Source organism: Arthrobacter sp. ATA002 (assembly GCF_026898095.1).
In the GTDB taxonomy this organism is placed as follows: Bacteria; Actinomycetota; Actinomycetes; order Actinomycetales; family Micrococcaceae; genus Arthrobacter_B.
In genome coordinates, this window is record NZ_CP114015.1 from 2,718,561 (window position 1) to 2,743,190 (window position 24,630).

Consider the following 24,630-nt stretch of genomic DNA (forward strand, 5'->3'; position numbering starts at 1 on the left):
GCAAGCAGGCCGTCTCCGGACCGTTCAGCCCGGTAAGTTTTGTGAGGGGTTCCGCGGGTGATGACACCGCAGTTCCACCTGTCCATTGAAACACGTGCGGCACCGGCAGGGCATTTGCCCCAACCGGTGCACGTCCGCTCTGATTGTTCCCGGCAGCGCCTAGTGCGTGCTGGAATACACCACGTCCAGCACGGCCTGGACGGTTTCCTCGAAGTCCAGGTCGGAGGAGTCGATCGTTACCACGCCGTCGGCTGCCTGCTGGAAGTTCACCACGGTGGAATCCTTGGCGTCGCGAATCAGGACCTGCTCCTTGAGCGCCGCCGCGCTCTGCGTGCCGCCGAGCTGGACGCCGCGGCGCCGCATCCGGGCTTCCTCGGAGGCGGTCAGCAGGATCCGCACCTCGGCGTGGGGCGCGACGACGGTGGTGATGTCCCGGCCCTCAGCCACGATCCGCAGGCCGGAGTCCGCGATCAGCTGCTGCTGGCGGCGGACCAGCTCGGCGCGGGCTCCGAGGGTGGTGGCAACGGCGCTGACCGAGGAGGAGACGGACGGCTCACGGATGGCATCCGTCACGTCGCGGCCGCTGACCCGGACCCATTCGGCGTCCGGGGAGGTGCTGAGCTCAATGTCGGCGTTGCGGGTTGCCGCTTCCACGGCCACGGCGTCGGTGAGGTCGATGCCGGCTTCCATGCAGGAGAGCGTGACCGCCCGGTACATGGCTCCGGTGTCGAGGTAGGCCGCGTGGAGCCGGCGGGCAGCTTCCCGGCTGATGCTGGACTTGCCGGATCCCGAGGGGCCGTCGATGGCGACCACGAGGGGCTTTCCCAGCCGGAACAGGGCCGGATTGCGTTCTTCAGTCACTCCACTACCTTCCACCCGCGGGCGCTTAATTCATGTACGAGGTTGTGCACGCGGCTGGGCAGGACGGAAATTTCCGCCCGCCCCACCTGCTGACCGGAGGAATGCTCCAGCCGAAGATCCTCCAGGTTCACGCCGATCTCACCGATCTCCGTGAGCAGCCGGGCGATCTGGCCCGGGGTGTCATCCACCAGCACGGTGAAGGACACGAAGGACTGCGGCGGCGCGCCGTGCTTGCCCGGAATCCGGGCCTGGCCGGTGTTGCCCTCGGAGATCAGCTGGGCCATGTCCAGCCGTGCGCCGTCGGCTAACGGGTCCTCCAGGGTGTTGATGAGCCGGTTCAGGTCTTCCCGCACGCCGTAGAGGATTTCCACCAGCCGCGGGGCGTTGCCGGACAGGATCTGCACCCAGAGCCTGGGATCACTGGCGGCAATCCGCGTGACGTCGCGCAGCCCGTTGCCGGCCAGTGCCATCGCCTGGGCCGGCGTTTCCTGCAGCCGGCTGGCGACGAGCGAGGACATGATTTGCGGCAGGTGCGACACCAGGGCCACCGAGGAGTCGTGGTCCTCGGCGCTCATGCGGGAAACCACGCCGCCAAGGTCAATGGCCAGTGATTCGGCGCATCGAACCGCCTGCGGCGAACTTTCCGGACCGGCACAGATCACCCAGGGCATGGAGGTAAAAGCTCGCCGAGCGCGGCCACCGGCCCGGACTTCTCCCGCCCCGCCATCGGATGGGTGCCGACGTAGCGGCTCAGGTCAGCTCCGGAAGCGCGCAGATCGGAGAGGATCGCGCTCTTGACGCTGGCAATGTCCACGACGACGGCGTCGGGCCAGTCTTTGAGTGCCTGCACCGCCAAAGACGCGGTGACGTCCGGCGGCGCTGCCACGACGACGAGTTCGGGGGCGAACCCTTCCTCCACCGTTTCGAGCAGGCGGCCGGCACCGATGTCCCGCGCCACCGCCGCCGTCGACGGCGAAATGTCCGACAACGCGACGTCCACGCCCTGCCGCCGCAGCCCCAGCCCGATGCTGGTGCCGAGCAGCCCGGTGCCGATCACCAAAACCGGGCCGGACAGATGCGTGGCGGATCCCTGTGCCGCGCCCACTGCCTTAGAGGCCTACGGAGGCCAGGAGGTGGCCGACCTCGCCGCGGCCGAGCACACGGATGCTGCCCTGGCGCTGGTCGTTCACGCGGATGGGGCCCACCTGGGTGCGGACCAGGCGCTCGACCGGGTGGCCGACCGCGTCGAACAAACGGCGGACAATGCGGTTGCGGCCCGAGTGCAGGACCACCTCGACGAGGAGGTGCCCCGGCGTGGAATCCACCAGCTTGAAGGAGTCGACGTTGGCAAACCCGTCTTCGAGCTCCATGCCTTCGCGCATCTGGGCGCCGACGCCGTGGGCCATCGGTCCGCGGACCTTGACCAGGTAGGTCTTGGGGACCTCGTAGGACGGGTGCGTGAGGCGGTTGGCCAGCTCGCCGTCGTTGGTCAGCAGCAGCAGGCCCTCGGTGTTGGTGTCCAGGCGGCCGACGTGGAAGAGGCGCTCGTGCTTGTTGGTGCTCTTCAGGAAGTCGCTGATGCAGGGACGGCCCTCGGGGTCGTCCATGGTGCAGACCACTCCGCTGGGCTTGTTGAAGACGTAGTACTTCAGGTTCTCGTCCAGCTGCAGGCGCATGCCGTCCACGTGGATGGCAACGTTCTGCGGGTCGACGCGGACGCCAACCTCGGTGACGACCTCGCCGTCGACCTCCACGCGGCCTTCGCGGATCATGTCCTCGCAGACGCGGCGCGATGCCACGCCGGCCTGGGCCATGACCTTCTGCAGGCGGATGCCCTCGGGGTCGTGGTGCTCGGAAATGACCGGCTTGGCCGGCCTGCGGGTGTTGGTGCGCTTGACGGCGCCCAGGTTCTGGCCGAAGCGCTCGTTGCGAAACGCGCGGTCGCCGCTCTTGCGCTGACCGGACTGGGGACCGCCGCTGCGCGATGCTCCGCCGCCCTTGGTGCCGTACGGCTTGGCCGACTTGGCGCCGGCCTTGTAGCCCTCGGGCTTGAACTGGCCGGCTCCCGGCTTGGAAGCACCGGAACCGGACGGTTTGCCGGCACCCTTGCCGTCGAAGGCCCGGGAAGCGGCCGAACGGAACTTCTCGGGACGGTTTTCGGCGGACTCGTCGCGGGGCTTGTAGCCGTTGGCACGGAATTCGCCGGCGGTCATGCCGGCGTCGCGGGCCGTGGCGGGGCGGCCGCCGGAGCGCGGGGCGCCGGTGCGGGAGCCGGCAGGCTTGGAGCCCTTACCGAAGGACCTGCCGCCGGCTGCTCCCCGCTGCGCGGGTTGTTGCGGCCTGATCCGGATCCGGAGCGGGGTGCCTGTGTCATGAAAAATCCTTCGGGTGTAGCGGTTAGTAAGTAGTGTCTTCAAATTCAGCCAGGTTTTCCAGCCCGGGCAGGTGCGGCGCGAGCCGCGGAAGTTCGTCGAGGCCGCCCAGTCCGAGCCGTTCCAGGAAGTACGGCGTGGTCCGGTACATCATGGAGCCCGTTTCGGCTTCCATGCCGGCTTCGTCGATGAGACCGCGCTGGACCAGGGTCCTAACCACGGAGTCGACGTTGACGCCCCGGATGGCTGATACCCGCGCCCTGGAAACAGGTTGCCGGTAGGCAATCACTGCCAGGGTCTCCAGAGCTGCCTGAGTCAAACGTGAGCTCTGGCCGCCCAGGACGAACTTCGAGACCGCGGGTGCAAACTCGGCGCGGGAGTAGATCCGCCAGCCGCCGGCCACATCCCGCAGTTCAAAACCTCGCATTGAAGTAAAACCACGTACTGTGCCACCGGGTCCTCCCCCAGTATAGCCGTCATACTCGCGCTGCAGTTCCGTGAGGATGGCGGAGACCCGGGCTGCGGGGACTTCCAGCACGGCGGCGAGCTCCGCGGCGGTGACCGGTTCGTCAACCACCATGAGTACGGCTTCGACGGCGGCCCGGAGGTCCTGAGGCTGCCCGTCGGCCCCGGCGGGCACTGCCGGCTCCGGCTCAGCGGGCGGGTTCTGCTTCATGTTCCTCCAGAGTGACTTGATCATTGACCAGTTCCGCAGCGGTGCCGCCTTCCGCGCGGCCGTGCGCCCGCGGCGGCCAGGTGCCGGGTTCCGCCGCCCAGGTGATCAGCAGCTCCCCCAGCGGGTCGGGCTGGTCAAAGGCCACGGCCCCGTCACGGAACAGCTCCAGCAGCGCCAGGAAACGGGCTACCGCAAGCGAGCTGCCGGCGTCGTGCACCAGCGCGGCGAAGGTGAGCTTTCCGGCTGCCATCAGCCGGTCCGCCACAATGTCGGTCTGTTCGCGCACGCTGACCTTGGGCGCGTGCAGGTGGGTCAGCCCCACCGTGGCGGGCGCCGCTTCACGGGGAGTCAGCGCTTTGGCTGCGAGGGCCGCAAAATCCTGCGGGCCGGTGCGCCAGATAAGGTCCGGCAGCATGGCCGCGAACCGGGGATCGAGACCGGCCATCCGGGGGAAGCGCTCGGCCTCCTCGAGCAGGCGGGCGTCCAGGATGGCCGCAATCTGTTTGAAGGCCCGGTACTGCAGAAGACGGGCGAACAACAGGTCGCGTGCCTCCAGCAGTGCCACGTCGTCGGCATCCTCGACGTCGCCGGCCGGCAGCAGCCGGGCCGCCTTCAGATCGAGCAAAGTGGCGGCAATGACCAGGAATTCGCTGGCTTCATCCAGCGCCCAGGCCTGGCCGTCCGCCCCCAGGTCCCGGATGTAGCCGAGGAAGTCGTCGGTGACGGCGGCGAGGGCAATCTCGGTGATGTCCAGTTCGTGTTTGGAGATCAGACCGAGCAGGACGTCGAACGGACCGGTAAAGTTCTGCAGCCGGACGCGGAAGCCCCGGGCGCCGGGTCCGGATTCCGGTGTGCCGGTCCGGACAGGCGCCGTTGACGGGACAGGGCCGGCAGGACGGGCTGCTGCTGGCGTGCCGGATTTCACGAGCGTTAGGGGGCGCCGCCGCGGGAGATCAGTTCCTTGGCGAGGCGGCGGTAGGAATCAGCGCCCGGGTGGTTGCCCGCGTAGGTGGTGATCGGCTCGGCGGCCACTGTGGCGTCGGCGAACTTGATGGTGCGCTTGATGACGGTTTCGAAGACCTTGTCCCCGAACGCTTCCACGAGCCGGGAAATGACCTCCCGGCTGTGGAGGGTCCGCGCGTCGTACATTGTCGCGAGCACGCCGTCGATCTGCAGTCCCGGGTTCAGCCGGTCCTGCACCTTTTCGATGGTCTCCACCAGCAGTGCCACGGCGCGCAGAGCGAAGAACTCGCAGATCAGCGGGATGATGACGCCGTGTGCGGCCGTCAGTGCGTTGACCGTCAGCAGGCCCAGCGAGGGCTGGCAGTCGATGAGGATGACATCGTAGTCATCGGAGACCCTGCGCAGTGCACGCTCCAGGACCTGCTCGCGGGCAACCTCGTTGACCAGCTGCACTTCCGCTGCGGAGAGGTCGATGTTGGCGGGCAGCAGGTCGATGTTCTCGATGCCGGTCTCATGGATGGCCTCGCGGATATCCACCTTGCGGTCCATCAGCACGTTATAGACCGTGAGGTCCAGTTCGTGCGGATTAGTGCCCAGTCCGGCTGACAGTGCACCCTGCGGGTCAAAGTCCACCAGGAGGACCTTGCGGCCAGCTTCAGCCAGTGCGGCGCCGAGGTTGATGGTGGACGTGGTTTTGCCCACGCCGCCCTTCTGGTTGACCATGGCGATGATGCGCGCGGGGCCGTGGGAGCTCAGCACCGGAGGCTCGGGAAATTCCGTCAGCGGGCGCCCGGTGGGTCCCATCACGGAATCCGCTGCGTCCTGTGTTGCGTCCTGCAGAGTTGTTGAACTCTGATCGCTGCTCACGTAATAATCCACGCTTCCGTCTCTAGCTGTCCTGCGGGCTGTCCCTGTCAAGATTACAACCGTGCAACGCCTATACCGCGAATCGGTGCCATGGAGCGCCGCGAGCCTTGACGCTCAACTAGAGGTCGAAGCTTCCTGAGGTGTGTGCCCGGTTCCGCAAAGGCCTTCCCCATTGATTCGCACTTGCCGCCTCGGTCTGCTGCGGTTTTGGGATTCCCTGCCGCTCCCGCAGTGGCAGGGAAAACCGCAGGAACGACCGAGCGTTCAGCTAGGGTCCAGGCGCGCCGGGGATGCATTCACCTTGTTGACACGGGTTTCCTCAGGCCGTTCCATGTGAGAACCCGAGCGCAAGATCTTTCGCCGGCCTGCTCACTAATGCAGGAAATTGAACAAAGGACCGGAGACAGATGACATATGAAGTGGCTGTATGGGCAGGCAGAACTATTCCGATCAGCGGGCACTGCGCCCAGCGACCGATTCTCCTAAAAGCATGCCCTCGAAATTGACCCAGCTGCGGGCAGGGAACGGCCGAATCTCATCGCGGGCATCGAGTCGCGGGGATTCGTCCTTGCTCCCGCAGTTGGTGTCGCTCTTGGTATGAGGTCACCCCCTCCGGAAGGAAGGGAGCCTATTCTCCGGAGACACCGTCCGGCGGACGTGCATCCCGACCAGGCCGCCAAACACCGAAGGGCGCTCCCGCAGAAACTGCGGGAACGCCCTTCGGTATAAGGGGCCTGGCTGACCCCCAAGGGAACCGGATCGGAACCGAAGTGCCGGAGCAGTGCCCCGGCAGAAACCCTAGCGGCTGCCGCTGCTGCCAGTTCGGGTTCGGCGGTGGGAGCCTGAGGCTCGCTGTGGCCGTCGTCCATGGTGGACTCGTCGAACGGAAGTTCGCGGTTCAGCACCGCGTTGACCTGGCCCTTGTCGATTTCCTTGGTCCAGGTACCGATCAGGACGGTGGCAACGGCGTTGCCGGTGAAGTTGGTCAGCGCGCGGGCTTCGGACATGAAGCGGTCAATGCCGACGATCAGGCCGACACCCTCCACCAGGTCCGGGCGGTGGGACTGCAGTCCGCCGGCCAGAGTGGCCAGTCCGGCACCGGTGACGCCGGCGGCACCCTTGGAGGCGATGATCATGAAGACCAGCAGCGAGATCTGCTCGCCGAGTTCCAGCGGCATGTTCATGGCGGAGGCCACGAACAGGGCGGACATCGTGAGGTAGATGGCGGTGCCGTCCAGGTTGAACGAGTACCCGGTGGGTACGGTCACGCCAACCACGGGCTTGGACACACCCAGGTGCTCCATCTTCGCGATCAGGCGCGGCAGGGCAACCTCGGAGGATGAGGTGGAGAAGATCAGCAGGTATTCGCGGCCAAGGTAGCGCATGAGCTTGAAGATGTTCACTCCGGTGCACAGCTTCAACACCCCGCCCAGGACGATGACGATGAACAGGGCACAGGTGATGTAGAAGGCGATCATCAGCACCGCCATGCTCTTGATTGCTTCGACCCCGGTTTCGCCGACGACAGCGGCAATCGCGCCGAAGGCGCCGATGGGCGCCAGCCACATGATCATGCCCAGGATGCGGAAGACCAGCTTCTGGATCTGCCCGATCAGGGTGAGGAGGGGCGCTCCTGTCGAGCCCATTTTCTGTAGGGCGAATCCGACCAGCAGGGCAACGAAAAGGGTCTGCAGGATGCTCTCGCCGGTCAGCGAGGACAGCAGCGTGGTGGGAATGATGCTGAGGAGGAATCCGGCCATGCCTTCGGCGTCCTCGGCGACCTCGGGCGCACTCTCTGCGCTGGCCGCAATGTTCAGGCCCTCACCCGGGTGGATCAGGTTTCCCACGACCAGGCCGATGGCCAGGGCGAAAGTCGACATCAGGATGAAGTAGCCAAGGGCCAGCCCGCCCACCTTGCCCACCGTTGCCGCTTTGGCGATTGAGCCGATGCCGAGGACAATTGTGCAGAAGATGACCGGGGCGATCATCATCTTGATCAACCCGATAAAAGCGGTGCCGACAGGCTTCAGCTCTTTGGCGAATTCAGGCTGCATCAGGCCCAGGGCGGCGCCGAGCACCACCGCGAGAATTACTGCGATGTACAGAAAGTGTGTTCTGTCCTTCTTGCGCGGGCTCTTCGGTGAGCCGGCGCCTCCGGAATTAGTGGCAGATGCCATGTGTGCTGCTCCTACGCTGGTAAAGGTGTTCCTGGGCGGCACCGTGGATGCGGTTCTCCGTTTGGTGCGGAGCCATGCGTGAATCGCCGGGAACGGAAGATCGTCGTACACATCGTCATCCGGCTTTGTGATGACTGTCACGATTGTGGTCATACTGTTCTCAAGCACCGGGCATAAAGGAAAAAATTGCGGAAATGGAGTTTGGCCAGCCGGCTGCTTATCGGGCAGCTGGTTTTTATCGTGTGCCTGTCGCTGGGCTTGTCGCTGACGCTTTATTTCCAGGCTGAGCAGGACAGCTACGAGGAAACCTCCGAACGAATGCTCGCCGTGGCCGGAACCGTCGCCGCGGACCCCATCGTCCTGGAATCGGTGGCCGCACCGGATCCGAGCACCACGCTCCAGCCTTTTGCCCTCAAGGTAATGGACGCAGCCCACATCGATTTCCTGACCATCATGGCTCCGGACCGTACCCGCTACACGCACCGCAGCAGGGACCAGATCGGCGCGCCCTACCTCGGTTCCGTGGACCAGGCACTGAACGGACAGTCCTTCACCGAAACGTACGCCGGCACGCTGGGCCCCTCCGTGCGCGCCGTCGTCCCGGTCTTGGGTCCCGACGGCACGGTAACGGCCCTGGTGGCAGCGGGAATCACCGTGGACCGCGTAGCCATCGCCCGCAACGCGCAACTGCCGGCGGTCCTCCTCACCGCGCTCGGCGCCCTGGCCTGCGGCGCACTCGCGTCCTATCTGCTGAGCCGCTACCTGCGGCGCACCACCCAGGACCGGCGCCCGGACGAACTGCGGAGCATGTTCGCGTTTTACGGCTCGGCACTGCATTCCCTGCGCGAGGGCCTGGTGCTGCTCAACAATGACGGCAACGTGGTGCTCTACAACGATCAGGCTGCCGCACTGCTGGGACTCGCTCCCGATAACCGCGGTGTTCCCCGTGATCCGCGGACGCTGGGGCTTCCCGCACCGCTGGCGGCGCTGCTACATGAAGGCCGGAGCGCCGAGGACGAGTTCCATTTCTCCAGGGACCGCATCCTGGTGGTGAACCAGTCCCCCGCGCTGGCTCCACGGGGGCACGACGGCGCCGCCCGGCTCGGCAGGCTCACTTCCCACCGCCGCGGGGCCCGCGCGGAAACATCCCCGGGGCGGCGCTTTGGCACCGTCACCACCCTGCGCGACCACACCGATATTGAAGCCTTAACCGGAGAACTGCAATCCATGCGCACGCTGACCGATGCCCTTCAGGCCCAGGCCCACGAACATGCCAACAGGCTCCACACGCTGGTGGCGCTGATTGAACTCGACCGGCATGAGGACGCCCTGGACTTCGCCACCCGTGATCTTGAGCTGTCCCAGCAGTTGACCGACGACGTCGTCGCCTCCGTCGGTGAGCCCGCGCTGGCCGCCCTCCTGACCGGGAAAACAGCTCAGGCCCGCGAGCGCGGCATCGCGCTGGTCCTCGATCTGGACTCCGCGGCTCCGGACAGCGGGAGCCTCCGGCTCTCGACCCCGGGGAGCTGGTGACGATTGTCGGGAACCTCATCGACAATGCTTTTGACGCCGTGCAGGGCAGATCCGGCGCCGCGGTGGAGGCAGGCTTTGCGCTGGTGGAACGGGGCGGCCGGACGTGGTTCGAGATTGTGGTGCGGGACAACGGGCCGGGCATTGCGGAGCTGGACGCGGAACGGATCTTTGACCAGGGTTTCAGCACCAAGGATCCGAAGGTGCTGCTGCCCTCGGGCACCGGTGCGACCGGCCGTGGGATCGGGCTGCCGCTGGTGCGCCAGGCAGTCCTCCGGCTGGGCGGAACCCTGCACCTTGACCCCGGCGGGCAGCCGGGCCGCGGGGCCTGCTTCACGGTTCTGCTGCCCCATGCCGGGCCGCTTCGCCAAACGGACGCCGCGGCCAGGACTCCCCGTGCTGCCTGGACGGGGCAGCCGTGAACGGCGCTGCACCCATGAACGACGATGCGGCACTGAACACAGAGCGGGACATCACGGTGCTGGTGGTCGAAGACGACCCCATCGTCGCCGAGGCGCATGCGGAATACGTGCGGCGCTCCCCCGGGTTTTCCCTGGCCGGCGTCGTGCATTCCGGCACCGATGCGATCACCTTCCTCAACGCGCCCGCTGCCGGACGCAGCGGCCCGGCGTCCGACGGCGGCCCGGCACCTGCCGCCGGGACCGCCGCCCACCTGATCCTGCTGGACATGAATCTTCCGGACCTGCACGGACTGGACGTTCTCCGCCGGATCCGGGGTGCGGGCGTCCCCTCCGACGTCATTGCCATTACCGCGGTGCGGGATCTCGCCGTCGTGCGCGGAGCCATGTCGGCCGGCATCGCCCAGTACCTCATTAAGCCCTTCACCTATTCGGCGTTCAGCGCCAAGCTGGCCACCTACCGGGAGTATCACCTGAACCTGGCCGGGCAGGGTGCCTCGGCGACCCAGTCGGAGGTCGACCGGGCCCTGGCCGCGCTGCGGCCCAATGTCACTGCTGACCTGCCCAAGGGGCTCTCCCCCGATACCCTGACGACGGTTTCGAGCTCCTGAAGTCCGCCTCGGCCCCGATGTCCGCCAGCGAGGTTTCCGCCGCGCTGGCCATGTCCCGCATTACCGTCCGCCGTTATCTGGAGTACCTGGGCGACCAGCGGGCGGTGCTGCGCACCCCCCGGTACGGCACCCGGGGGCGGCCGGAGCTGGAGTATCTCTGGCGGCGGTGAACCGGCAAGCCGGGACGGCATGGGATCATCCTTGCAAAAGTTCATTCCGTCGCGGGGATTTCACCTCAGCAGGTACCGGGACCGCGCGCAGGCACTTATCCTTTTTAGGTGCGTTAAGCGAACCAGCAGGCCGTTGATGCCTCCCACCCCGGCCTTCTTCCCAACCAGGGAGACGCATGTTCAAGGACACAGACCTCGAAAACCTCAGCGGCAGAGTGCAGGGTTCGGTGAGCCGTCCCGGTGATCCCCGGTATGGGAACTTCGTCCGTTGCGGCGCCCTCCGGCTGGCTGGCGCGGCTCCGCGATTCGGGGACCCCAGCGGCTACGATTTCCGGATGATTACCCTTGTGCGTCCGGACGCGGACCTTCAGCGCTCTTGGCTCGAGTGCGCCGCGGACTTCCAGGGCTCCCGCCGCAACGGCTCCGGAAGTGAAGACTGGCCATTGGACACCCTCAGGGACCCGGAAACCTTCCGCCACTTCGTTGCCGGACTCGTGGCGGACGCTCTGCCGGAGACTCCGAGGAAGCCTGGACATGTGCCCTGCACCTACCTATGGGTTGCCGAGGGGCAGACCGTTGTAGGATCCCTGGCAATCCGGCATGAACTCAACGACTTCCTCCACCGCGAGGGAGGGCACATCGGATACAGCATCCGGCCTTCCGCGCGCCGCAGGGGTCACGCGGCCGAAGCACTAAAGAAAGCCCTGCCGATCGCCCGGGAGCTGGCAGTTCTCTCGGTCCTGCTCACCTGCGACGAAGACAATGCCGCTTCCCGGGCGACCATCGAAAAAAACGGCGGCGTTTTCGAAGGCACCGCCCACGGCAAGCGCCGCTACTGGATTCCTACCGGCTATGTTCAACTCCCCGGACGCAGCAGCGGCAGCAGCGCGTCGATGACCCCCGGATCCTCGATGGTGGACGGCACGGCGTAGGCATCGCCGTCGGCAATCTGCCGCATCGTCTTGCGCAGGATCTTGCCCGACCGGGTCTTGGGCAGCGCCTCCACCACCTGCACGTCCTTGAAGTCCGCCACCGGACCGATTGATTCGCGGACCAGCTTCACCAGGTCCGCCCGCAGCTCCTCCACGCCCAGTTCCGACCCGGATTTCAGCACCACATAGCCGCACGGGCGCTGCCCCTTGAGGGAATCCGCCACTCCGATCACGGCGCACTCGGCCACGGCGGGATGGGTCGCCACAATCTGCTCCATCGCGCCCGTGGACAACCGGTGGCCGGACACGTTGATGACGTCGTCGGTGCGGCCCATGATGAACACGTAGCCGTCCTCGTCCACGTAACCGGAATCGCCGGTGGTGTAGCAGCCCTCGAAGATCTCCAGGTACGAGGACCGGAACCTGTCATCGCTTCCCCACAGCGTGGTCAGCGTACCCGGCGGCAGCGGCAGCCGCAGCACAATGTTCCCCTCCTCGCCGGGAGGAACCTCCGCACCCTCGCCGTCCACGATTGCCAGGGAGAAACCCGGCACCGGCACAGTGGCGGAGCCGGCCTTGACCGGCAGCTTTTCCAGGCCCAGCGGGTTCGCGCAGATCGCCCAGCCCGTTTCGGTCTGCCACCAGTGATCCACCACCGGAATGTCCAGCGCCCGTCCGGCCCACGCGAACGTCTCCGGATCCAGCCGCTCCCCCGCGACGAACAGCGTCCGCAGGCCGGACAGGTCATAGCCGGCCATCAACGCGGCCTCCGGGTCCGCCTTGCGGATCGCACGCAGCGCGGTGGGTGCCGTGAACAGGACATCCACCTTGTGCTGGCCGGCGACGCGCCAGAACGCCCCGGCGTCGGGCGTGCCCACCGGCTTGCCCTCGTACAGCACTGTGGTAGCCCCGGCGAGCAGCGGCGCGTACACAATGTAGGAGTGCCCCACCACCCAGCCCACGTCGGAGGCGGTCCACATCACCTGGCCGGGGCCGACGTCGTAAATGTTGCGCATCGACCATGCGAGCGCGACGGCGTGGGAGCCGTTGTCCCGCACCACTCCCTTCGGCGCGCCGGTGGTGCCGGAGGTGTACAGGATATAGAGGGGATCGGTGGCAGCCACGGACACCGGTCCCGCCGGTGTTGCCTCCGCTGCGAGCGCATCCCAGTCGTGCCAGGCGGTGCCGCCGTCGCCGTCGTATTCCCGGGCGCTGTGTTCAAAGCCGCTTCGGGCGGCAACCACCACATGGTTCACCCGGTGCGCTGCGGCGGCGAGCGCCTCGGCCACATTGGGCAGGTACTCCACGGACCTTTTGGGTTCCAGCCCGCCGCTGGCGGTGACGACGACGGCGGGATGCGCGTCATCGATCCGGGCCGCCAGCTCCTTCGGGGCGAAGCCGCCGAAGACCACCGAGTGCACCGCGCCGATCCGGGCTGCGGCAAGCATCGCGATGACGGCCTGCGGAATCATCGGCAGGTAGATGATGACCCGGTCTCCGGCTCCTACGCCGAGGCCGCGGAGTACTCCGGCAAAGGTCTCCACCTCGGCCAGCAGTTCACTGTAGGTATGCGTCCGGGAGGTTCCGAGCATCGCTGAGTCATAAATGAGGGCAGTGTCCCCTCCTCCCGGCGTCCACATGCCGGTCCAGGGCGTTGTAGCTGGTATTGAGCATCCCGTCGGGGAACCACCGGTACAGCGGCGCTGCGGAGTCATCCAGGCCCTGCCGCGGAGCCGTGTCCCAGTCCACCAGTGAGGCAGCCTCCAGCCAGAAACCTTCGGGATCGGCAATGCTGCGCGCGTAGGCCTGCGCATAGGCGCCGGTGCTGCCGGGTCCATCCGTACCGGTGCCAGCTGCGCTGCCTGCTGCGGTGACTGCTGCCGTGCGTCCGCCGTGCGCAGCGGCTTCCGCCGTTTCATTTCCTGCATCCAGGCCAGAGCTCATGAATCCTCCTCGATTCGGATGTGATAGCCATCACCCTAGGTCAGTTGAAGTGCAAGCCACAACACCGCTGTGTATACATGACCCCGTGAGAACATCAAGAATTTCCCATTCCGGTTTCCCCGAGGTCCCACTGTGTATACACTAATGAGGCACATCACAACCGGACCGGTCTTCCTGCCAGAGCGGCCCGCAGCAGAAGGGAGCGTCAGTGAGGGCAAGTGACCGCGCCTACCGGGCGCTTCGCGAGGACATCGTGACCGGCCGCCTGCTGCCCGGAACCGTGCTCGGCGAAGTGGAACAGTCCCAGCGCCTTGGCATTTCCGCACTCCGCTGCGCGAGGCCATCAGCAGGCTCACCGCCGACGGGCTGGCCGCGCCGCACAATGGCCGCGGCGTCGTCGTCACCTCCATCTCCCCGCAGACGGTGAGTGAGCTGTTTGAACTCCGGCAGGCCCTGGAGTGCAAAGCAGCTTCCCTGGCCGCGCAGCGGGGCGACCCGGAGGCCTTCACTGTGCTCCGGCGGGAGTTTGAAAATGCCGCCGGCCTGATCGTGCAGGACACCGCAGCAGCCGATCCGTCCCGCGCGGACTACTACGCCCTGGTCGCCCGGCTGGACGTAGCCATTGATGCGGCAGCGGCAAACACCTACCTCACCCAGGCATTGGCGAACGTCCGGCTGCACCTGGCCCGCGTGCGCCGCCTGGCAAAGGACAATCCCGAACGGCTGCTGGCTACGGCCGGTGAACACGCCACCATCGCCGCAGCGATTGCGGCCCGGGATCCTGCCCTGGCCGCTGCTGCCACTTCGGTCCACCTGCACAAGAGCCTGGAGCACTTCCTGGCTGCCGCCGGCCCGCCGGGCTGACACCGGCCTGTTGCAGGACCGCCTCCCTGGAACGGCTCACCTGAACCGGCACCCCGGCAGCAGCCGCAGGCGCGGCAATTCCCCAACTTCCTCCGAAAACCCTGACCGTCCCGAAAGGACACACAATGAATCTCCACAAGGTGCGGGTCCACCGCAGCGATGAAAACCTGGCCCGCGAAGACCAGCTGGCCTACAAGATCGCCGAGGTCGCCGCCGACCCCGTCGCCGTCACCGATGAGGTCACGGATATGGTCATCAACCGCATCATCGACAACGCGTCGGTGGCCATCGCCTCCCTGAACCGCGCGCCCATCGTCGCCGCCCGCGCCCAGGCGCTGTCCTTCTCCCCGTCCGCGCACGGCAAGGGCTCAGCCGTGTTCGGCGTCGAGCAGAAGACCTCGCCGGAATGGGCCGCCTGGGCCAACGGCGTCGCCGTGCGTGAACTGGACTACCACGACACCTTCCTGGCCGCCGAGTACTCCCACCCGGGTGACAACATCCCGCCGCTGCTCGCCGTCGCGCAGCACACCGGCGCCTCCGGCGCCGACCTGATCCGCGGCATCGCCACCGGCTACGAAATCCAGGTGGACCTGGTCAAGGCCATCTGCCTGCACAAGCACAAGATCGACCACGTGGCCCACCTCGGTCCCTCCGCCGCCGCCGGCATCGGCACCCTGCTGGGCCTCGACGTCGCCACCATCTTCCAGGCCGTGGGCCAGGCCCTCCACACCACCACCGCCACCCGGCAGTCCCGCAAGGGCGAAATCTCCACTTGGAAGGCCCATGCTCCGGCCTTCGCCGGCAAGATGGCTGTCGAAGCCGTGGACCGTGCGATGCGCGGGCAGACCTCCCCCACCCCCATCTACGAAGGTGAAGACGGCGTCATTGCCTGGATGCTGGACGGCCCCGACGCCGCCTACGAGGTGCCGCTGCCCGAAGCCGGCGAAGCCAAGCGCGCCATCCTGGACACCTATACCAAGGAACACTCCGCGGAGTACCAGGCCCAGGCCTGGATCGACCTGGCCCGGAAGATCCACCGCGAACACCCGGCGGCAGCCGACGCCTCCCAGGTGGAAAGCGTGCTGATCTCCACCTCGCACCACACCCACTACGTGATCGGCTCCGGCGCCAACGACCCGCAGAAGTACGATCCCACCGCCTCCCGCGAGACCCTGGACCACTCGATTCCGTACATCTTCACCGTCGCCCTGCAGGACGGCTCCTGGCACCACGTGGATTCCTACGCCCCCGAGCGTGCCGGCCGTCCCGACACCGTGGAACTGTGGCACAAGGTCACCACAGTGGAGGATCCGGAATGGACGCGCCGCTACCACTCGCTGGACATCAACGAGAAGGCGTTCGGCGGCAAGGTGACCATCGTCCTGGCCGACGGCACCGTGATCACAGATGAAATCGCCGTCGCCGACGCGCACCCACTGGGCGCCAAGCCGTTTGCCCGCGAACAGTACATCAACAAGTTCCGCACCCTGGCCGCCGGCCTGGTCTCCGAAGCGGAGATCGAGCGGTTCCTGACCACGGTCCAGCGCCTGCCCGAACTGGCTGCCGGCGAACTGGACGCCCTGAACATCACTGCAGCCGACGGCGTCATTGACCCGGCCAACGCCCCGAAGGGACTCTTCTAAATGCTGTACTCCTCCGTAACCCCCGAAGCCAAGCGCATCGCCTTCCGTGAAGGCCTTGCTTCCGGCACGCTGCAGCAGTTCCCGGGAGCGTTCAACCCGCTGTCCGCCCGCCTGATCGAGGAAAAGGGGTTCGACGGCGTCTACATCTCCGGCGCGGTCCTCGCCAATGACCTCGGCCTGCCGGACATCGGACTGACCACGCTGACCGAGGTGGCCGCCCGCGCCGGGCAGATCGCCCGGATGACGGACCTGCCTGCCATCGTCGATGCAGACACCGGTTTCGGTGAGCCGATGAACGTGGCACGCTCCATCCAGGAACTCGAGAACGCCGGCCTGGCCGGCTGTCACATTGAAGACCAGTTCAACCCGAAGCGCTGCGGCCACCTGGACGGCAAGAACGTCGTGGACCTGGACACGGCCACAAAACGGATCCGCGCCGCTGCGGACGCACGCCGCGATCCGAATTTCCTCATCATGGCGCGCACCGACATCCGCGCCGTGGACGGCCTGGAAGCGGCCCAGGACCGTGCCCGTGCCCTGGTCGACGCCGGAGCGGACGCCATCTTCCCCGAAGCCATGAAAACGCTGGAGGAATTCGCCGCCATGCGCGACGCCGTCGACGTGCCGATCCTGGCCAACATGACCGAGTTCGGCAAGAGCGAACTCTTCAGCTACGACGACCTGGCCTCGGTGGGCGTGAACATGGTCATCTACCCGGTGACCCTGCTGCGCAGCGCCATGGGCGCCGCGGAGCGCACGCTGGAGACCATCAAGGCCAAGGGCACCCAGCAGGATGATGTCCCCAACATGCTGACCCGTGCACGTTTGTACGATCTGGTGGATTATGAAGCCTACAACCGCTTCGACACCTCGGTCTTCAACTTCCAGGTTCCCGGCAAGCACTAGCATTTCCGCCGGAATCCACTGCAGCACCACCACCGCGACAAAGGAGTCTTTCGCTATGACAGATGATCAGATCCACAAGGGACTGGCGGGTGTCCTCGTTGACACGACCAAGATTTCCAAGGTCAACCCGGAAACCAACTCACTGCTGTACCGCGGCTATCCGGTCCAGGAGCTGGCCGCTCACTGCAGCTTCGAAGAAGTTGCCTACCTGCTCTGGAACGGCGAGCTGCCCACCGCGGACCAGCTGGCCGAGTTCACCTCGGGAGAGCGGGCCCAGCGGGCCCTCACCCGGAACTGAAGGCCGTCATCGATGCCCTGCCCACCACCTGCCACCCCATGGACGTGTGCCGCACCGCGGCATCCGTACTGGGTGCACAGCACGAAAAGGCCGACGATTCCTCGGTTCAGGCCAACATGGAAAAATCCGTGAGCCTCTTCGCTGCCATGCCGGCAGTGGTGGCCTACGACCAGCGCCGCCGCCGCGGCCAGGACGTGGTGGAACCCCGCGACGACCTGGACTATTCAGCCAACTTCCTCTGGATGACGTTTGGCGAGGAAGCTGCCCCCGAGGTGGTGGAAGCGTTCAACGTGTCGATGATCCTCTACGCGGAGCACTCCTTCAACGCCTCCACGTTCACCGGCCGCGTGATCACGTCCACGCTTTCGGACCTGCATTCGGCCGTGACCGGTGCCATCGGCGCGCTTAAGGGTCCGCTGCACGGCGGTGCCAATGAGGCCGTGATGCACACGTTCGAGGAGATCACCGAAAGTGCCGGCGAGGGTGACGTTGCCGGCCATGCCGCGGGCTGGCTGGACGCGGCTCTGGCCGACAAGAAGAAGATCATGGGCTTTGGCCACCGCGTCTATAAGAACGGCGACTCGCGCGTTCCCACCATGAAGGCCTCCATGGACAAGATGGTCAAGCACTATGACCGGGCGGACCTGGGTGAGCTGTACACGGCACTGGAGTCGGCTATGGGTGAGCGCAAGAACATCCTGCCGAATCTTGACTACCCGGCTGGCCCGGTCTACCACATGATGGGTTTTGACACGCCCACCTTCACCCCGCTGTTCGTGGCCGCCCGGATTACCGGCTGGACCGCGCACATCATGGAGCAGCTGGAAGCCAACTCCCTGATCCGTCCGCTCAGTGCCTATGACGGTGCTGAGGAACGGCACGTGGGTTAGGCTCCGGCCGGATGGGCCTGACGGGCCCTGGGGCGCTGCGCGGACCCCGGAACGGCGGCAACGAAATTTCCTGCTCGCAGAACTCGCAGGAAATATTAAAGCCGCCTACTCCGGGTCCGCTCTGCGTTCGGCTCCGGGGTCCGCTCTGCGTCCGGCCCCGGTTCGGACGCCGGCTGCGCCGGACGGTCCGCCGCGAAGATCCGCCCGGAGGCATCCTGATGCGCCAGCCGCCGCAGCGCCAGCAGCAAGGGCTCAACCAGGACCGTCCCGAGCATGACGTAGCGCAGTGCTTCGGCAGGGCTGCTCCGGGGAACCCCCTCCACCTCACGGGTGGCCACCTCCCGCATGACGGCGGCATACATGTCCAGGAAGCCTTCAGGGGGTTCAAAATCTGCGTCATTTAGGCCCTGCAGCGCCAGTTCCAGCCGGGAGCGGGCATCGTGGTCCCCGGGATCAACGCTCCATCCCCACGTTTCCAGCAGGGCATCGGCGCGGGGATGGCTCGTCCGGGCCTCCGGCAGCACCGCAGCCGCGTGGGCGGCGATCCCCAGCAGGTCATGGGCCGATTCGGGCGGATCGTCCAGCTGCTGCAGGACCTTTCCCGCTTCGGCAACGGAAAGGCCGCCCGGCCCCAACAGAGCCCGGATCAGACGGAGCCTGCCCACGTGCCCGTCGTCGTACTGCGCCTGGCGGGGCGCGGTGAGGCGGCCGTCATGGAGCAGTCCGATCCGCAGGTAGTACTTGATGGTGGCCACCGGAACACTGCTCTGTTCCGCCAATTCTGAGATGCGCATGTGAACCCCCTTGTGCTGGATAGTCTAACTCTCTAGTTTGGATACCATCACTATCCAGACATCCAGTCGGAGGGAGCCGTCATGGCTCACATCTACCCCCAGCGCAGAAGCCACGCCTACGATGGATCACTTGTGGTCTTTCTCATCGGTATGCGGATCAATAAACCTTGGCGACCGAACCTTTGGCTTCCGGCCTTCACGGCCATGCCCCGCATGCTCGCCGAGCTTTCCTCCGATCCGGAGTCCGGACTGTTGGGCTACCGGATGACGGTTGGTTCAGGCGGGCCATTGGTCATCCAGTACTGGAAAAGCACAGAGCAGCTCTATGACTACGCGTCGCAGCCGAACGCCGAGCACCGGCCCGCGTGGGCCGCCTTCAACCGGGCTGCCCGCAAGGCACCCGGCAGTGTGGGGATTTGGCACGAGACATACGTAGTGGACCGGGCTGAATCCATGTACGTCGGAATGCCGACCACGGGGCTGGCCAAGGTCACCGGAGTGCAGGACGCCGCCTTCGGCAGCCGGGCCGCAGAGCGGCTGGGGCCGGCGGCGGCATAGTTCCGGCGCCGGTTCCCACGCTGTGTTGCCCTGCGGGGGGGACGTGGTCCCGCCGGACCCACCGGCGGGACCGCGCCCCGGGTGGGAACACGTGCCGCTACTCACGAAAAGACGACGCTGGCAACACTCTCGTTGTCGGACGCCAGGGTGATGGCGACGTCGAAGGTGCGGCCGGCGAGCACTTCCGGCATCCAGTGCGCCGAGTCAGGCCACATCTGCGCGTAAGGAACGTCCCCTACCGGATACCAGGCAGGAATGATTTCGGCCGACGGTGCGGGCTCGCCTTCCCAGGTCCGGGTCCGGTAGACAACCGTGGACATGTCCCAGTCCGGGCGGGCCGGGAACATAAACTCAACGGTCCCGGCCTGCTCCAGATCCGTTTCCGCCACGACAACCCCGGATTCTTCAAAGACTTCCCGCACGGCTGCCTGGGCCGGGGTCTCCCCCGGTTCCACATGACCGCCAAGAGTGACAATCCGGCCGATGCCGAACCCGGTCTGCTTCAGGCCCAACAGGACTTCCGTGCTTTCCACAGTTTCGCGGATCAGGAAACACAGGACCACGGGGACGGCTTGGGATGGCTGGAGCATCTCCTCAATCTACCCCGCGGCTCCTGTTCCGGCTGCAGCCGGACTGCTGGCCGGGCAGACCGGACCCACCGCAGCGCTCCGCACCGGGCAGCCGTTCTGTGGGATGATCCGTGGCAACCTACGGCGGAGGTGGTGTCCGGTGAGCAGCAGCCAATCGTTTGACCGCAGTTCGGTCGAATATGGGCGGGGCGTCTCCTTTTTTGACGCCATCTACGGATTCGCCATCACCCTGCTGGTTACCAACGTCGACCTTCCGGCGGCGGAGGCCTGGCAAAGCCCTGCCGGCGTCTGGAACTCCGGAATCGTCGGCCAGCTGTTCGGTTTCCTGCTCAGTTTCGTGGTGATTGCGACCTTCTGGCGGGTGAACTTCCGGTACATGTCGGCCGTAACCCGGATGAGCCCGCGGATTGTCATTTGGAACATCACCGCGAGCTTTTTCATCATCCTGCTTCCCTTCAGCACACAGGGAACCAGTGACCCGGCAACCGCGGGACTCCCCCTGCCAACTGCCCTCTACGCGCTCAATATCGCTCTCGCCTCACTGTCCCAGACTCTCCTCTACCTGAGCGCGAGGAAGCACGGACAAATCCCCTCCATGCAAAGAACCGGGCCCGCCCAAACCCTGTTGCATCTGACAGTGCCGGCCGTCTTCCTGGCCTCGATCCCGGTAATTTTCCTGGCCGGGCCGGTTCCCGGACGACTGGTATGGGCCATCCTGGTAATTGCCAGTCCGGTGGCGGGCAGATATATTGTCCCGGCAGAGCCGCCGCCGGCCGGTACAGCGGCTGCGCAAGGCAGCTGATCCGAAAGGCACCCGTGCGGAGCGCCTGCGGCAACGCTCCGCGGTACGGACGGGCGGAGCGCCTACAGCGCGCGGGGGTGCGCGGCGGCGTAAACCTCGCGCAGGGTTTCAGCGGTCACCAGTGTGTACACCTGGGTGGTGGTCACCGAGGCATGCCCCAGCAGCTCCTGGACCACCCGGACATCGGCCCCGCCCTCGAGCAGGTGGGTGGCAAAGGAGTGCCGCAGCGTATGCGGAGATACGTCCCGGCCGATCTGGGCCTTTTCGGCAGCATTTTTCAGGATCGTCCACGCGCTCTGCCGGCTCAGCCGGCCGCCGCGGGCGTTCAGGAACAGCGCGGGAGTCCCCTTGCCCTTCACGGACGCCGCCGGCCGGCCGCGGACCAGATACTCGTCCAGGGCGCGGGCGGCATAGGACCCCAGCGGCACCAGGCGTTCCTTGGAGCCCTTGCCGAACAGCCGGACGACGTCGGGCCCGTTGGCCGGAATACGCTCCAGGGACAGGTCATCAATGTCCAGGCCGACGGCCTCGCTAATGCGCGCACCCGTGGAGTACAGGAACTCGAGCAGAGCACGGTCACGCAGTCCGGTGGGGGTCTCGGTGTTGACCGCTTCAAGGATCCGGGTGACTTCGTTGACGCTGATGGCTTTGGGCAGCCGCTTGCCAGGCAGCGGCGGATGGACGTCTGCGGCCGGGTCAGCGGTGGTGAGGCCTTCCAGGGCCCAGAACTTATGCAGCCCGCGTACCGCGACGACGGTGCGCGCCGCCGACCGCACGCTCAGTGCGGAGGCGCCGTCGGATCCTTCGACGATGGACTGCGCAAAGGCGGTGACATCGTGCCGGGAAATGCGGGCCACATCCTCCACACCGCGGGTGGCGAGGAAACGGGCGTAACGCAGCAGGTCCCGGCGGTAGGCGTCCAGGGTGTTGACGGCCAGACCCCGTTCCACGGCCATGTGCTGCAGGTAACCGCCGATGGCGCGTCCGACGGCGGTGGCGCGCAGCTCATCGGCGGCGGACGGACCCTTGGTCGCCGGAGCCTTGGTCGCCGGAGCCTTGCCGGCTGCCGCAGGAGCTTTATCCGAGGCAGCGGGCGCCCGGGGTCTGCCGGGTTTTCCGCCGCGGCGGCCTGGCCCCCGGCTCCCGGAACAGTTCCACCGCCGCCTGATTGGCCGGTGGCTTTGTCTTCGGCCAGTGCGGCCCGCAGCAGTTCGGCCGGAGAATCGAGCCGAAGGGTTTTGTTCAGCGGGGAGAAATCGAACGCCACCGTGTCATTGAACGGCGCGTTGGAGGGGGCCTCCGGCGCCGCAGTACCGGGGTGTACCGGGGGCACCGGTGCAGGAGAGTGTCCGCCGGCAGGTAGATCGGAGGCGGCCATAGCGGTCTGCGGTCCTAAAGAACGGGGCCCTGGGGCCAGGTTGAGTGCTGGGAGTGGTGTTCGGGCCAGGGGGCGTCGCCCGGCCGCAGGTTCGTGAACCCCGAGGGACGTGCGGCCGCCGCAGCGAGCACGCCGGCCACCGCGGAGGGGCTGTGCATCCGGCCGTCCAGAGCCGCCTGCACGGCATCGTCCAGGTCCACCCACATGGTGCGGATTTCCGCTTCCTCATGGGTGCGCACGTGGCGGTCCGCTTCGGGAACCTCGGTAATCCCCCGGGCCAGGTAAATGCGCAGGGCTTCGCGGGACGAACCGGGTGACAGGAACAGGTCGGTGAGGACGTTCCATTCACTCGCCTGGATGTCGGCCTCCTCGGCCAGTTCCCGGGCGGCGCCGACCTGGAAGTCTTCGCCGTCGATGTCCAGCAGTCCGGCAGGGATCTCCCACAGGGTCATCCGCACCGGGTGCCGGTACTGGTTGATCAGCAGCACCTGGCCCGCGTCGTTCAGGGCCAGGATAGCCACCGCCCCCGGGTGGCGGATGTAGTCGCGGACCAGGGGTTCGCCGTCGTCGGTCAGCTGGAACTTGTCGCTGACCACATCCCAGACCCGCCCGGTGTATTCCACGGAGGAACTCAGCAGGCGGCGGGGACTCTGTTCGTCGGCGAACCCTCTGGTCTCGCTCATGGGGTGTTAGCCCTTCCCGTTCTGGTGGGCCAGGGCGGCCTTCACCAGACCGGCGAAGAGCGGATGCGGGCGCGTGGGACGGGAGCTGAGCTCCGGGTGCGCCTGCGTGGAGACGTAGTACGGGTGCACGTCAGCCGGAAGTTCAACGAACTCCACGAGTCCGCCGTCAACCGTGGTGCCGGAGAAGGACAGGCCTGCCTCGGCGATCTGGCCGCGGTACTCGTTGTTGACCTCGTAGCGGTGGCGGTGGCGTTCAGCCACTGCCGTCTTCCCGTAGGTCTTGGCAACGACGGAGCCCTCTTCGAGCTTCGCGTCCCACAGGCCCAGGCGCATGGTGCCGCCCATGTCGCCCTCGCCGGAGACAATGTGCTTCTGCTCCGCCATGGTGGCGATGACCGGGAACTTGGTGTCCGGGTCGAACTCCGAGGAGGACGCGCCTTCCAGGCCAACGACGTTGCGGGCGTACTCGATGACCATGCACTGCAGGCCCAGGCACAGGCCCAGCGTCGGGAGCTTGTTTTCCCGGGCGTACGTCAGGGCGCCGAGCTTGCCCTCCAGGCCACGGATGCCGAAGCCGCCGGGAACACAGATGGCGTCAACATCACCCAGTGCCTCTGCGGCGCCTTCCGGCGTCGAGCAGTCATCCGAGGGCACCCAGCGGATGTTGACCTTGGTCTTGTTGGCGAAGCCGCCGGCACGCAGAGCCTCGGTCACGGAGAGGTAGGCGTCGGGCAGGTCAACGTACTTGCCCACGAGGGCAATGTTCACGTGGTGCTTGGGGTTGTGGACGGACTCGAGGAGCTTGTCCCACTTGGTCCAGTTGACGTCCTTGAACTTCAGGTCCAGGTGCTGGACGATGTACGCGTCCAGGCCCTGGGAATGAAGGGTCTTCGGAATGTCGTAGATGCTCGGCGCATCCGGGCAGCCGACGACAGCGTCCACGTCGACGTCGCACATGCGGCCGATCTTGGCACGCATGGCATCGGGAACCGGCCGGTCCGAGCGGATAACAATGGCATCGGGCTGGATGCCGATGGACCGGAGGGCAGCCACGGAGTGCTGCGTCGGCTTGGTCTTCAGTTCCTGGGACGGACCGATGTACGGCACCAGGGAGACGTGCAGGAAGAAGACGTTGTTCCGGCCGATGTCTTGGCGCACCTGGCGTGCTGCTTCCAGGAAGGGCTGGGACTCGATGTCGCCAACCGTGCCGCCGATCTCGGTGATGATGACGTCGGGGGTCTTCTTCGCCTCGGAGGGCAGGCGCATCCGGCGCTTGATCTCGTCGGTGATGTGCGGAATGACCTGGACGGTGTCGCCGAGGTATTCGCCGCGGCGCTCCTTGGCGATAACCGTGGAATAGACCTGGCCGGTGGTCACGTTGGCGGAGCCGTCGAGGCTCTCGTCAAGGAAACGCTCGTAGTGTCCGATGTCGAGGTCCGTCTCGGCGCCGTCGTCGGTCACGAAGACCTCGCCGTGCTGGAAGGGGTTCATCGTGCCCGGATCCACATTCAAGTAGGGATCGAGCTTCTGCATGGTCACCGCTATGCCGCGCGACCTCAACAGATGGCCGAGACTTGACGCTGTCAGTCCCTTACCGAGTGAGGACGCCACGCCACCGGTGACGAAGATGTGTTTGGTCGTAGAAGACGACTTGGGAAACCTGGAATTTGATCGCTGCACCACGGAGTTCGAGCCTATCACC

Annotated in this window: 19 protein-coding genes and 5 pseudogenes; 11 read left to right on the forward strand and 13 right to left on the reverse strand. The window is 66.3% G+C overall.

Annotated elements, in window-relative coordinates:
* Positions 1-159: 159 nt before the first annotated feature.
* The 7 genes and pseudogenes from cmk to OL239_RS13545 form a co-directional block, all read right to left on the reverse strand.
* Complete coding sequence (gene cmk / locus OL239_RS13515) at positions 160-861, reverse strand: (d)CMP kinase (protein ID WP_268909371.1); 702 nt, start codon at positions 859-861, stop codon at positions 160-162.
* A pseudogene (locus OL239_RS13520) lies at positions 858-1,966 on the reverse strand (prephenate dehydrogenase). Before OL239_RS13520 ends, cmk begins: the two are co-directional and overlap by 4 nt.
* 4 nt (positions 1,967-1,970) lie before the next feature.
* The gene (locus OL239_RS13525; protein WP_329609230.1) at positions 1,971-3,074 is read right to left on the reverse strand and encodes a pseudouridine synthase; all 1,104 of its coding nucleotides are present in this window, start codon (positions 3,072-3,074) and stop codon (positions 1,971-1,973) included.
* Between the two features lie 184 nt (positions 3,075-3,258).
* On the reverse strand, positions 3,259-3,909 hold the full coding sequence (gene scpB, locus OL239_RS13530; RefSeq protein WP_268909372.1) for an SMC-Scp complex subunit ScpB: 651 nt from the start codon (positions 3,907-3,909) through the stop codon (positions 3,259-3,261).
* The gene (locus tag OL239_RS13535; RefSeq protein WP_442864147.1) at positions 3,887-4,834 is read right to left on the reverse strand and encodes a segregation and condensation protein A; all 948 of its coding nucleotides are present in this window, start codon (positions 4,832-4,834) and stop codon (positions 3,887-3,889) included. The genes scpB and OL239_RS13535 overlap by 23 nt, the downstream gene beginning before the upstream one ends.
* Before the next feature lie 5 nt (positions 4,835-4,839).
* The gene (locus OL239_RS13540; protein WP_268909373.1) at positions 4,840-5,739 is read right to left on the reverse strand and encodes a ParA family protein; all 900 of its coding nucleotides are present in this window, start codon (positions 5,737-5,739) and stop codon (positions 4,840-4,842) included.
* An 827-nt stretch (positions 5,740-6,566) separates the two neighbouring features.
* Positions 6,567-7,916 (reverse strand): annotated as a pseudogene (locus tag OL239_RS13545) (cation:dicarboxylate symporter family transporter); the annotation flags it as partial.
* A gap of 186 nt (positions 7,917-8,102) precedes the next feature.
* Between OL239_RS13545 and OL239_RS13550 the strand changes: the two are divergent.
* The 5 genes from OL239_RS13550 (at position 8,103) to OL239_RS13565 (ending at position 11,578) form a co-directional block, all read left to right on the forward strand.
* The gene (locus OL239_RS13550) at positions 8,103-9,449 is read left to right on the forward strand and encodes a sensor histidine kinase (protein WP_268909374.1); all 1,347 of its coding nucleotides are present in this window, start codon (positions 8,103-8,105) and stop codon (positions 9,447-9,449) included.
* The gene (locus OL239_RS13555) at positions 9,446-9,868 is read left to right on the forward strand and encodes a sensor histidine kinase (RefSeq protein WP_268909375.1); all 423 of its coding nucleotides are present in this window, start codon (positions 9,446-9,448) and stop codon (positions 9,866-9,868) included. Before OL239_RS13550 ends, OL239_RS13555 begins: the two co-directional genes overlap by 4 nt.
* Entirely contained in the window at positions 9,865-10,476 is a 612-nt protein-coding gene (locus tag OL239_RS13560) for a response regulator (RefSeq protein ID WP_329609231.1), read from the forward strand. Before OL239_RS13555 ends, OL239_RS13560 begins: the two co-directional genes overlap by 4 nt.
* Positions 10,477-10,493: 17 nt before the next feature.
* On the forward strand, positions 10,494-10,646 hold the full coding sequence (locus tag OL239_RS19650; RefSeq protein ID WP_329609232.1) for a hypothetical protein: 153 nt from the start codon (positions 10,494-10,496) through the stop codon (positions 10,644-10,646).
* Between the two features lie 176 nt (positions 10,647-10,822).
* A complete protein-coding gene (locus tag OL239_RS13565) occupies positions 10,823-11,578 on the forward strand; it encodes a GNAT family N-acetyltransferase (RefSeq protein ID WP_268909376.1) in 756 nt (251 codons plus the stop codon).
* On the opposite strand, the pseudogene OL239_RS13570 reads toward OL239_RS13565, so the two are convergent.
* Positions 11,503-13,369, reverse strand: a pseudogene (locus tag OL239_RS13570) (AMP-binding protein). The gene OL239_RS13565 and the pseudogene OL239_RS13570 sit on opposite strands and share 76 nt — an antisense overlap.
* A 361-nt stretch (positions 13,370-13,730) precedes the next feature.
* Between OL239_RS13570 and OL239_RS13575 the strand changes: the two are divergent.
* The 4 genes and pseudogenes from OL239_RS13575 (at position 13,731) to OL239_RS13590 (ending at position 18,123) form a co-directional block, all read left to right on the forward strand.
* Positions 13,731-14,386: pseudogene (locus tag OL239_RS13575) on the forward strand (GntR family transcriptional regulator).
* 125 nt (positions 14,387-14,511) lie between these two features.
* Positions 14,512-16,029 (forward strand): MmgE/PrpD family protein, encoded by a 1,518-nt coding sequence (locus OL239_RS13580; RefSeq protein ID WP_268909377.1) that lies wholly within the window; start codon positions 14,512-14,514, stop codon positions 16,027-16,029.
* Positions 16,030-16,935, forward strand: a complete 906-nt coding sequence (gene prpB, locus OL239_RS13585; protein WP_268909378.1) for a methylisocitrate lyase — start codon at positions 16,030-16,032, stop codon at positions 16,933-16,935. It abuts the gene before it with no gap.
* A gap of 55 nt (positions 16,936-16,990) precedes the next feature.
* Positions 16,991-18,123, forward strand: a pseudogene (locus OL239_RS13590) (bifunctional 2-methylcitrate synthase/citrate synthase).
* Between the two features lie 95 nt (positions 18,124-18,218).
* On the opposite strand, the gene OL239_RS13595 reads toward OL239_RS13590, so the two are convergent.
* Positions 18,219-18,917: a MerR family transcriptional regulator gene (locus OL239_RS13595; protein ID WP_268909379.1), complete on the reverse strand. Its 699-nt coding sequence runs from the start codon at positions 18,915-18,917 to the stop codon at positions 18,219-18,221.
* An 81-nt stretch (positions 18,918-18,998) separates the two neighbouring features.
* Between OL239_RS13595 and OL239_RS13600 the strand changes: the two genes are divergently transcribed.
* Positions 18,999-19,475, forward strand: a complete 477-nt coding sequence (locus OL239_RS13600) for a DUF4188 domain-containing protein (protein WP_268909380.1) — start codon at positions 18,999-19,001, stop codon at positions 19,473-19,475.
* 101 nt (positions 19,476-19,576) lie between these two features.
* Here OL239_RS13600 and OL239_RS13605 read toward each other — a convergent pair whose 3' ends face one another.
* Positions 19,577-20,065: an 8-oxo-dGTP diphosphatase gene (locus tag OL239_RS13605; protein WP_268909381.1), complete on the reverse strand. Its 489-nt coding sequence runs from the start codon at positions 20,063-20,065 to the stop codon at positions 19,577-19,579.
* Positions 20,066-20,204: 139 nt separating this feature from the next.
* Between OL239_RS13605 and OL239_RS13610 the strand changes: the two genes are divergently transcribed.
* Positions 20,205-20,867: a TMEM175 family protein gene (locus OL239_RS13610; RefSeq protein WP_268909382.1), complete on the forward strand. Its 663-nt coding sequence runs from the start codon at positions 20,205-20,207 to the stop codon at positions 20,865-20,867.
* Positions 20,868-20,929: 62 nt separating this feature from the next.
* Here the strand turns inward: OL239_RS13610 and xerD are convergent, their stop codons facing one another.
* From xerD to OL239_RS13625, 3 genes are all read right to left on the reverse strand, one after another.
* A complete protein-coding gene (gene xerD / locus OL239_RS13615) occupies positions 20,930-21,871 on the reverse strand; it encodes a site-specific tyrosine recombinase XerD (protein WP_268911765.1) in 942 nt (313 codons plus the stop codon).
* 388 nt (positions 21,872-22,259) lie between these two features.
* Positions 22,260-22,928, reverse strand: coding sequence for an NUDIX domain-containing protein (locus OL239_RS13620; RefSeq protein WP_268909383.1), 669 nt, complete (start codon positions 22,926-22,928; stop codon positions 22,260-22,262).
* Between the two features lie 6 nt (positions 22,929-22,934).
* Positions 22,935-24,629, reverse strand: coding sequence for a CTP synthase (locus OL239_RS13625; protein WP_329609415.1), 1,695 nt, complete (start codon positions 24,627-24,629; stop codon positions 22,935-22,937).
* Between the last annotated feature and the right edge of the window lies 1 nt (position 24,630).

Coding starts and splice junctions, on each gene's coding strand:
- OL239_RS13525 (WP_329609230.1), bottom strand. CDS start 3,074: ATGACCGCCGGCGAATTCCGTGCCAACGGCTACAAGCCCCGCGACGAG.
- scpB (WP_268909372.1), bottom strand. CDS start 3,909: ATGAAGCAGAACCCGCCCGCTGAGCCGGAGCCGGCAGTGCCCGCCGGG.
- OL239_RS19650 (WP_329609232.1), top strand. CDS start 10,494: ATGTCCGCCAGCGAGGTTTCCGCCGCGCTGGCCATGTCCCGCATTACC.
- OL239_RS13565 (WP_268909376.1), top strand. CDS start 10,823: ATGTTCAAGGACACAGACCTCGAAAACCTCAGCGGCAGAGTGCAGGGT.
- OL239_RS13580 (WP_268909377.1), top strand. CDS start 14,512: ATGAATCTCCACAAGGTGCGGGTCCACCGCAGCGATGAAAACCTGGCC.
- prpB (WP_268909378.1), top strand. CDS start 16,030: ATGCTGTACTCCTCCGTAACCCCCGAAGCCAAGCGCATCGCCTTCCGT.
- OL239_RS13595 (WP_268909379.1), bottom strand. CDS start 18,917: ATGCGCATCTCAGAATTGGCGGAACAGAGCAGTGTTCCGGTGGCCACC.
- OL239_RS13600 (WP_268909380.1), top strand. CDS start 18,999: ATGGCTCACATCTACCCCCAGCGCAGAAGCCACGCCTACGATGGATCA.
- OL239_RS13605 (WP_268909381.1), bottom strand. CDS start 20,065: ATGCTCCAGCCATCCCAAGCCGTCCCCGTGGTCCTGTGTTTCCTGATC.
- OL239_RS13620 (WP_268909383.1), bottom strand. CDS start 22,928: ATGAGCGAGACCAGAGGGTTCGCCGACGAACAGAGTCCCCGCCGCCTG.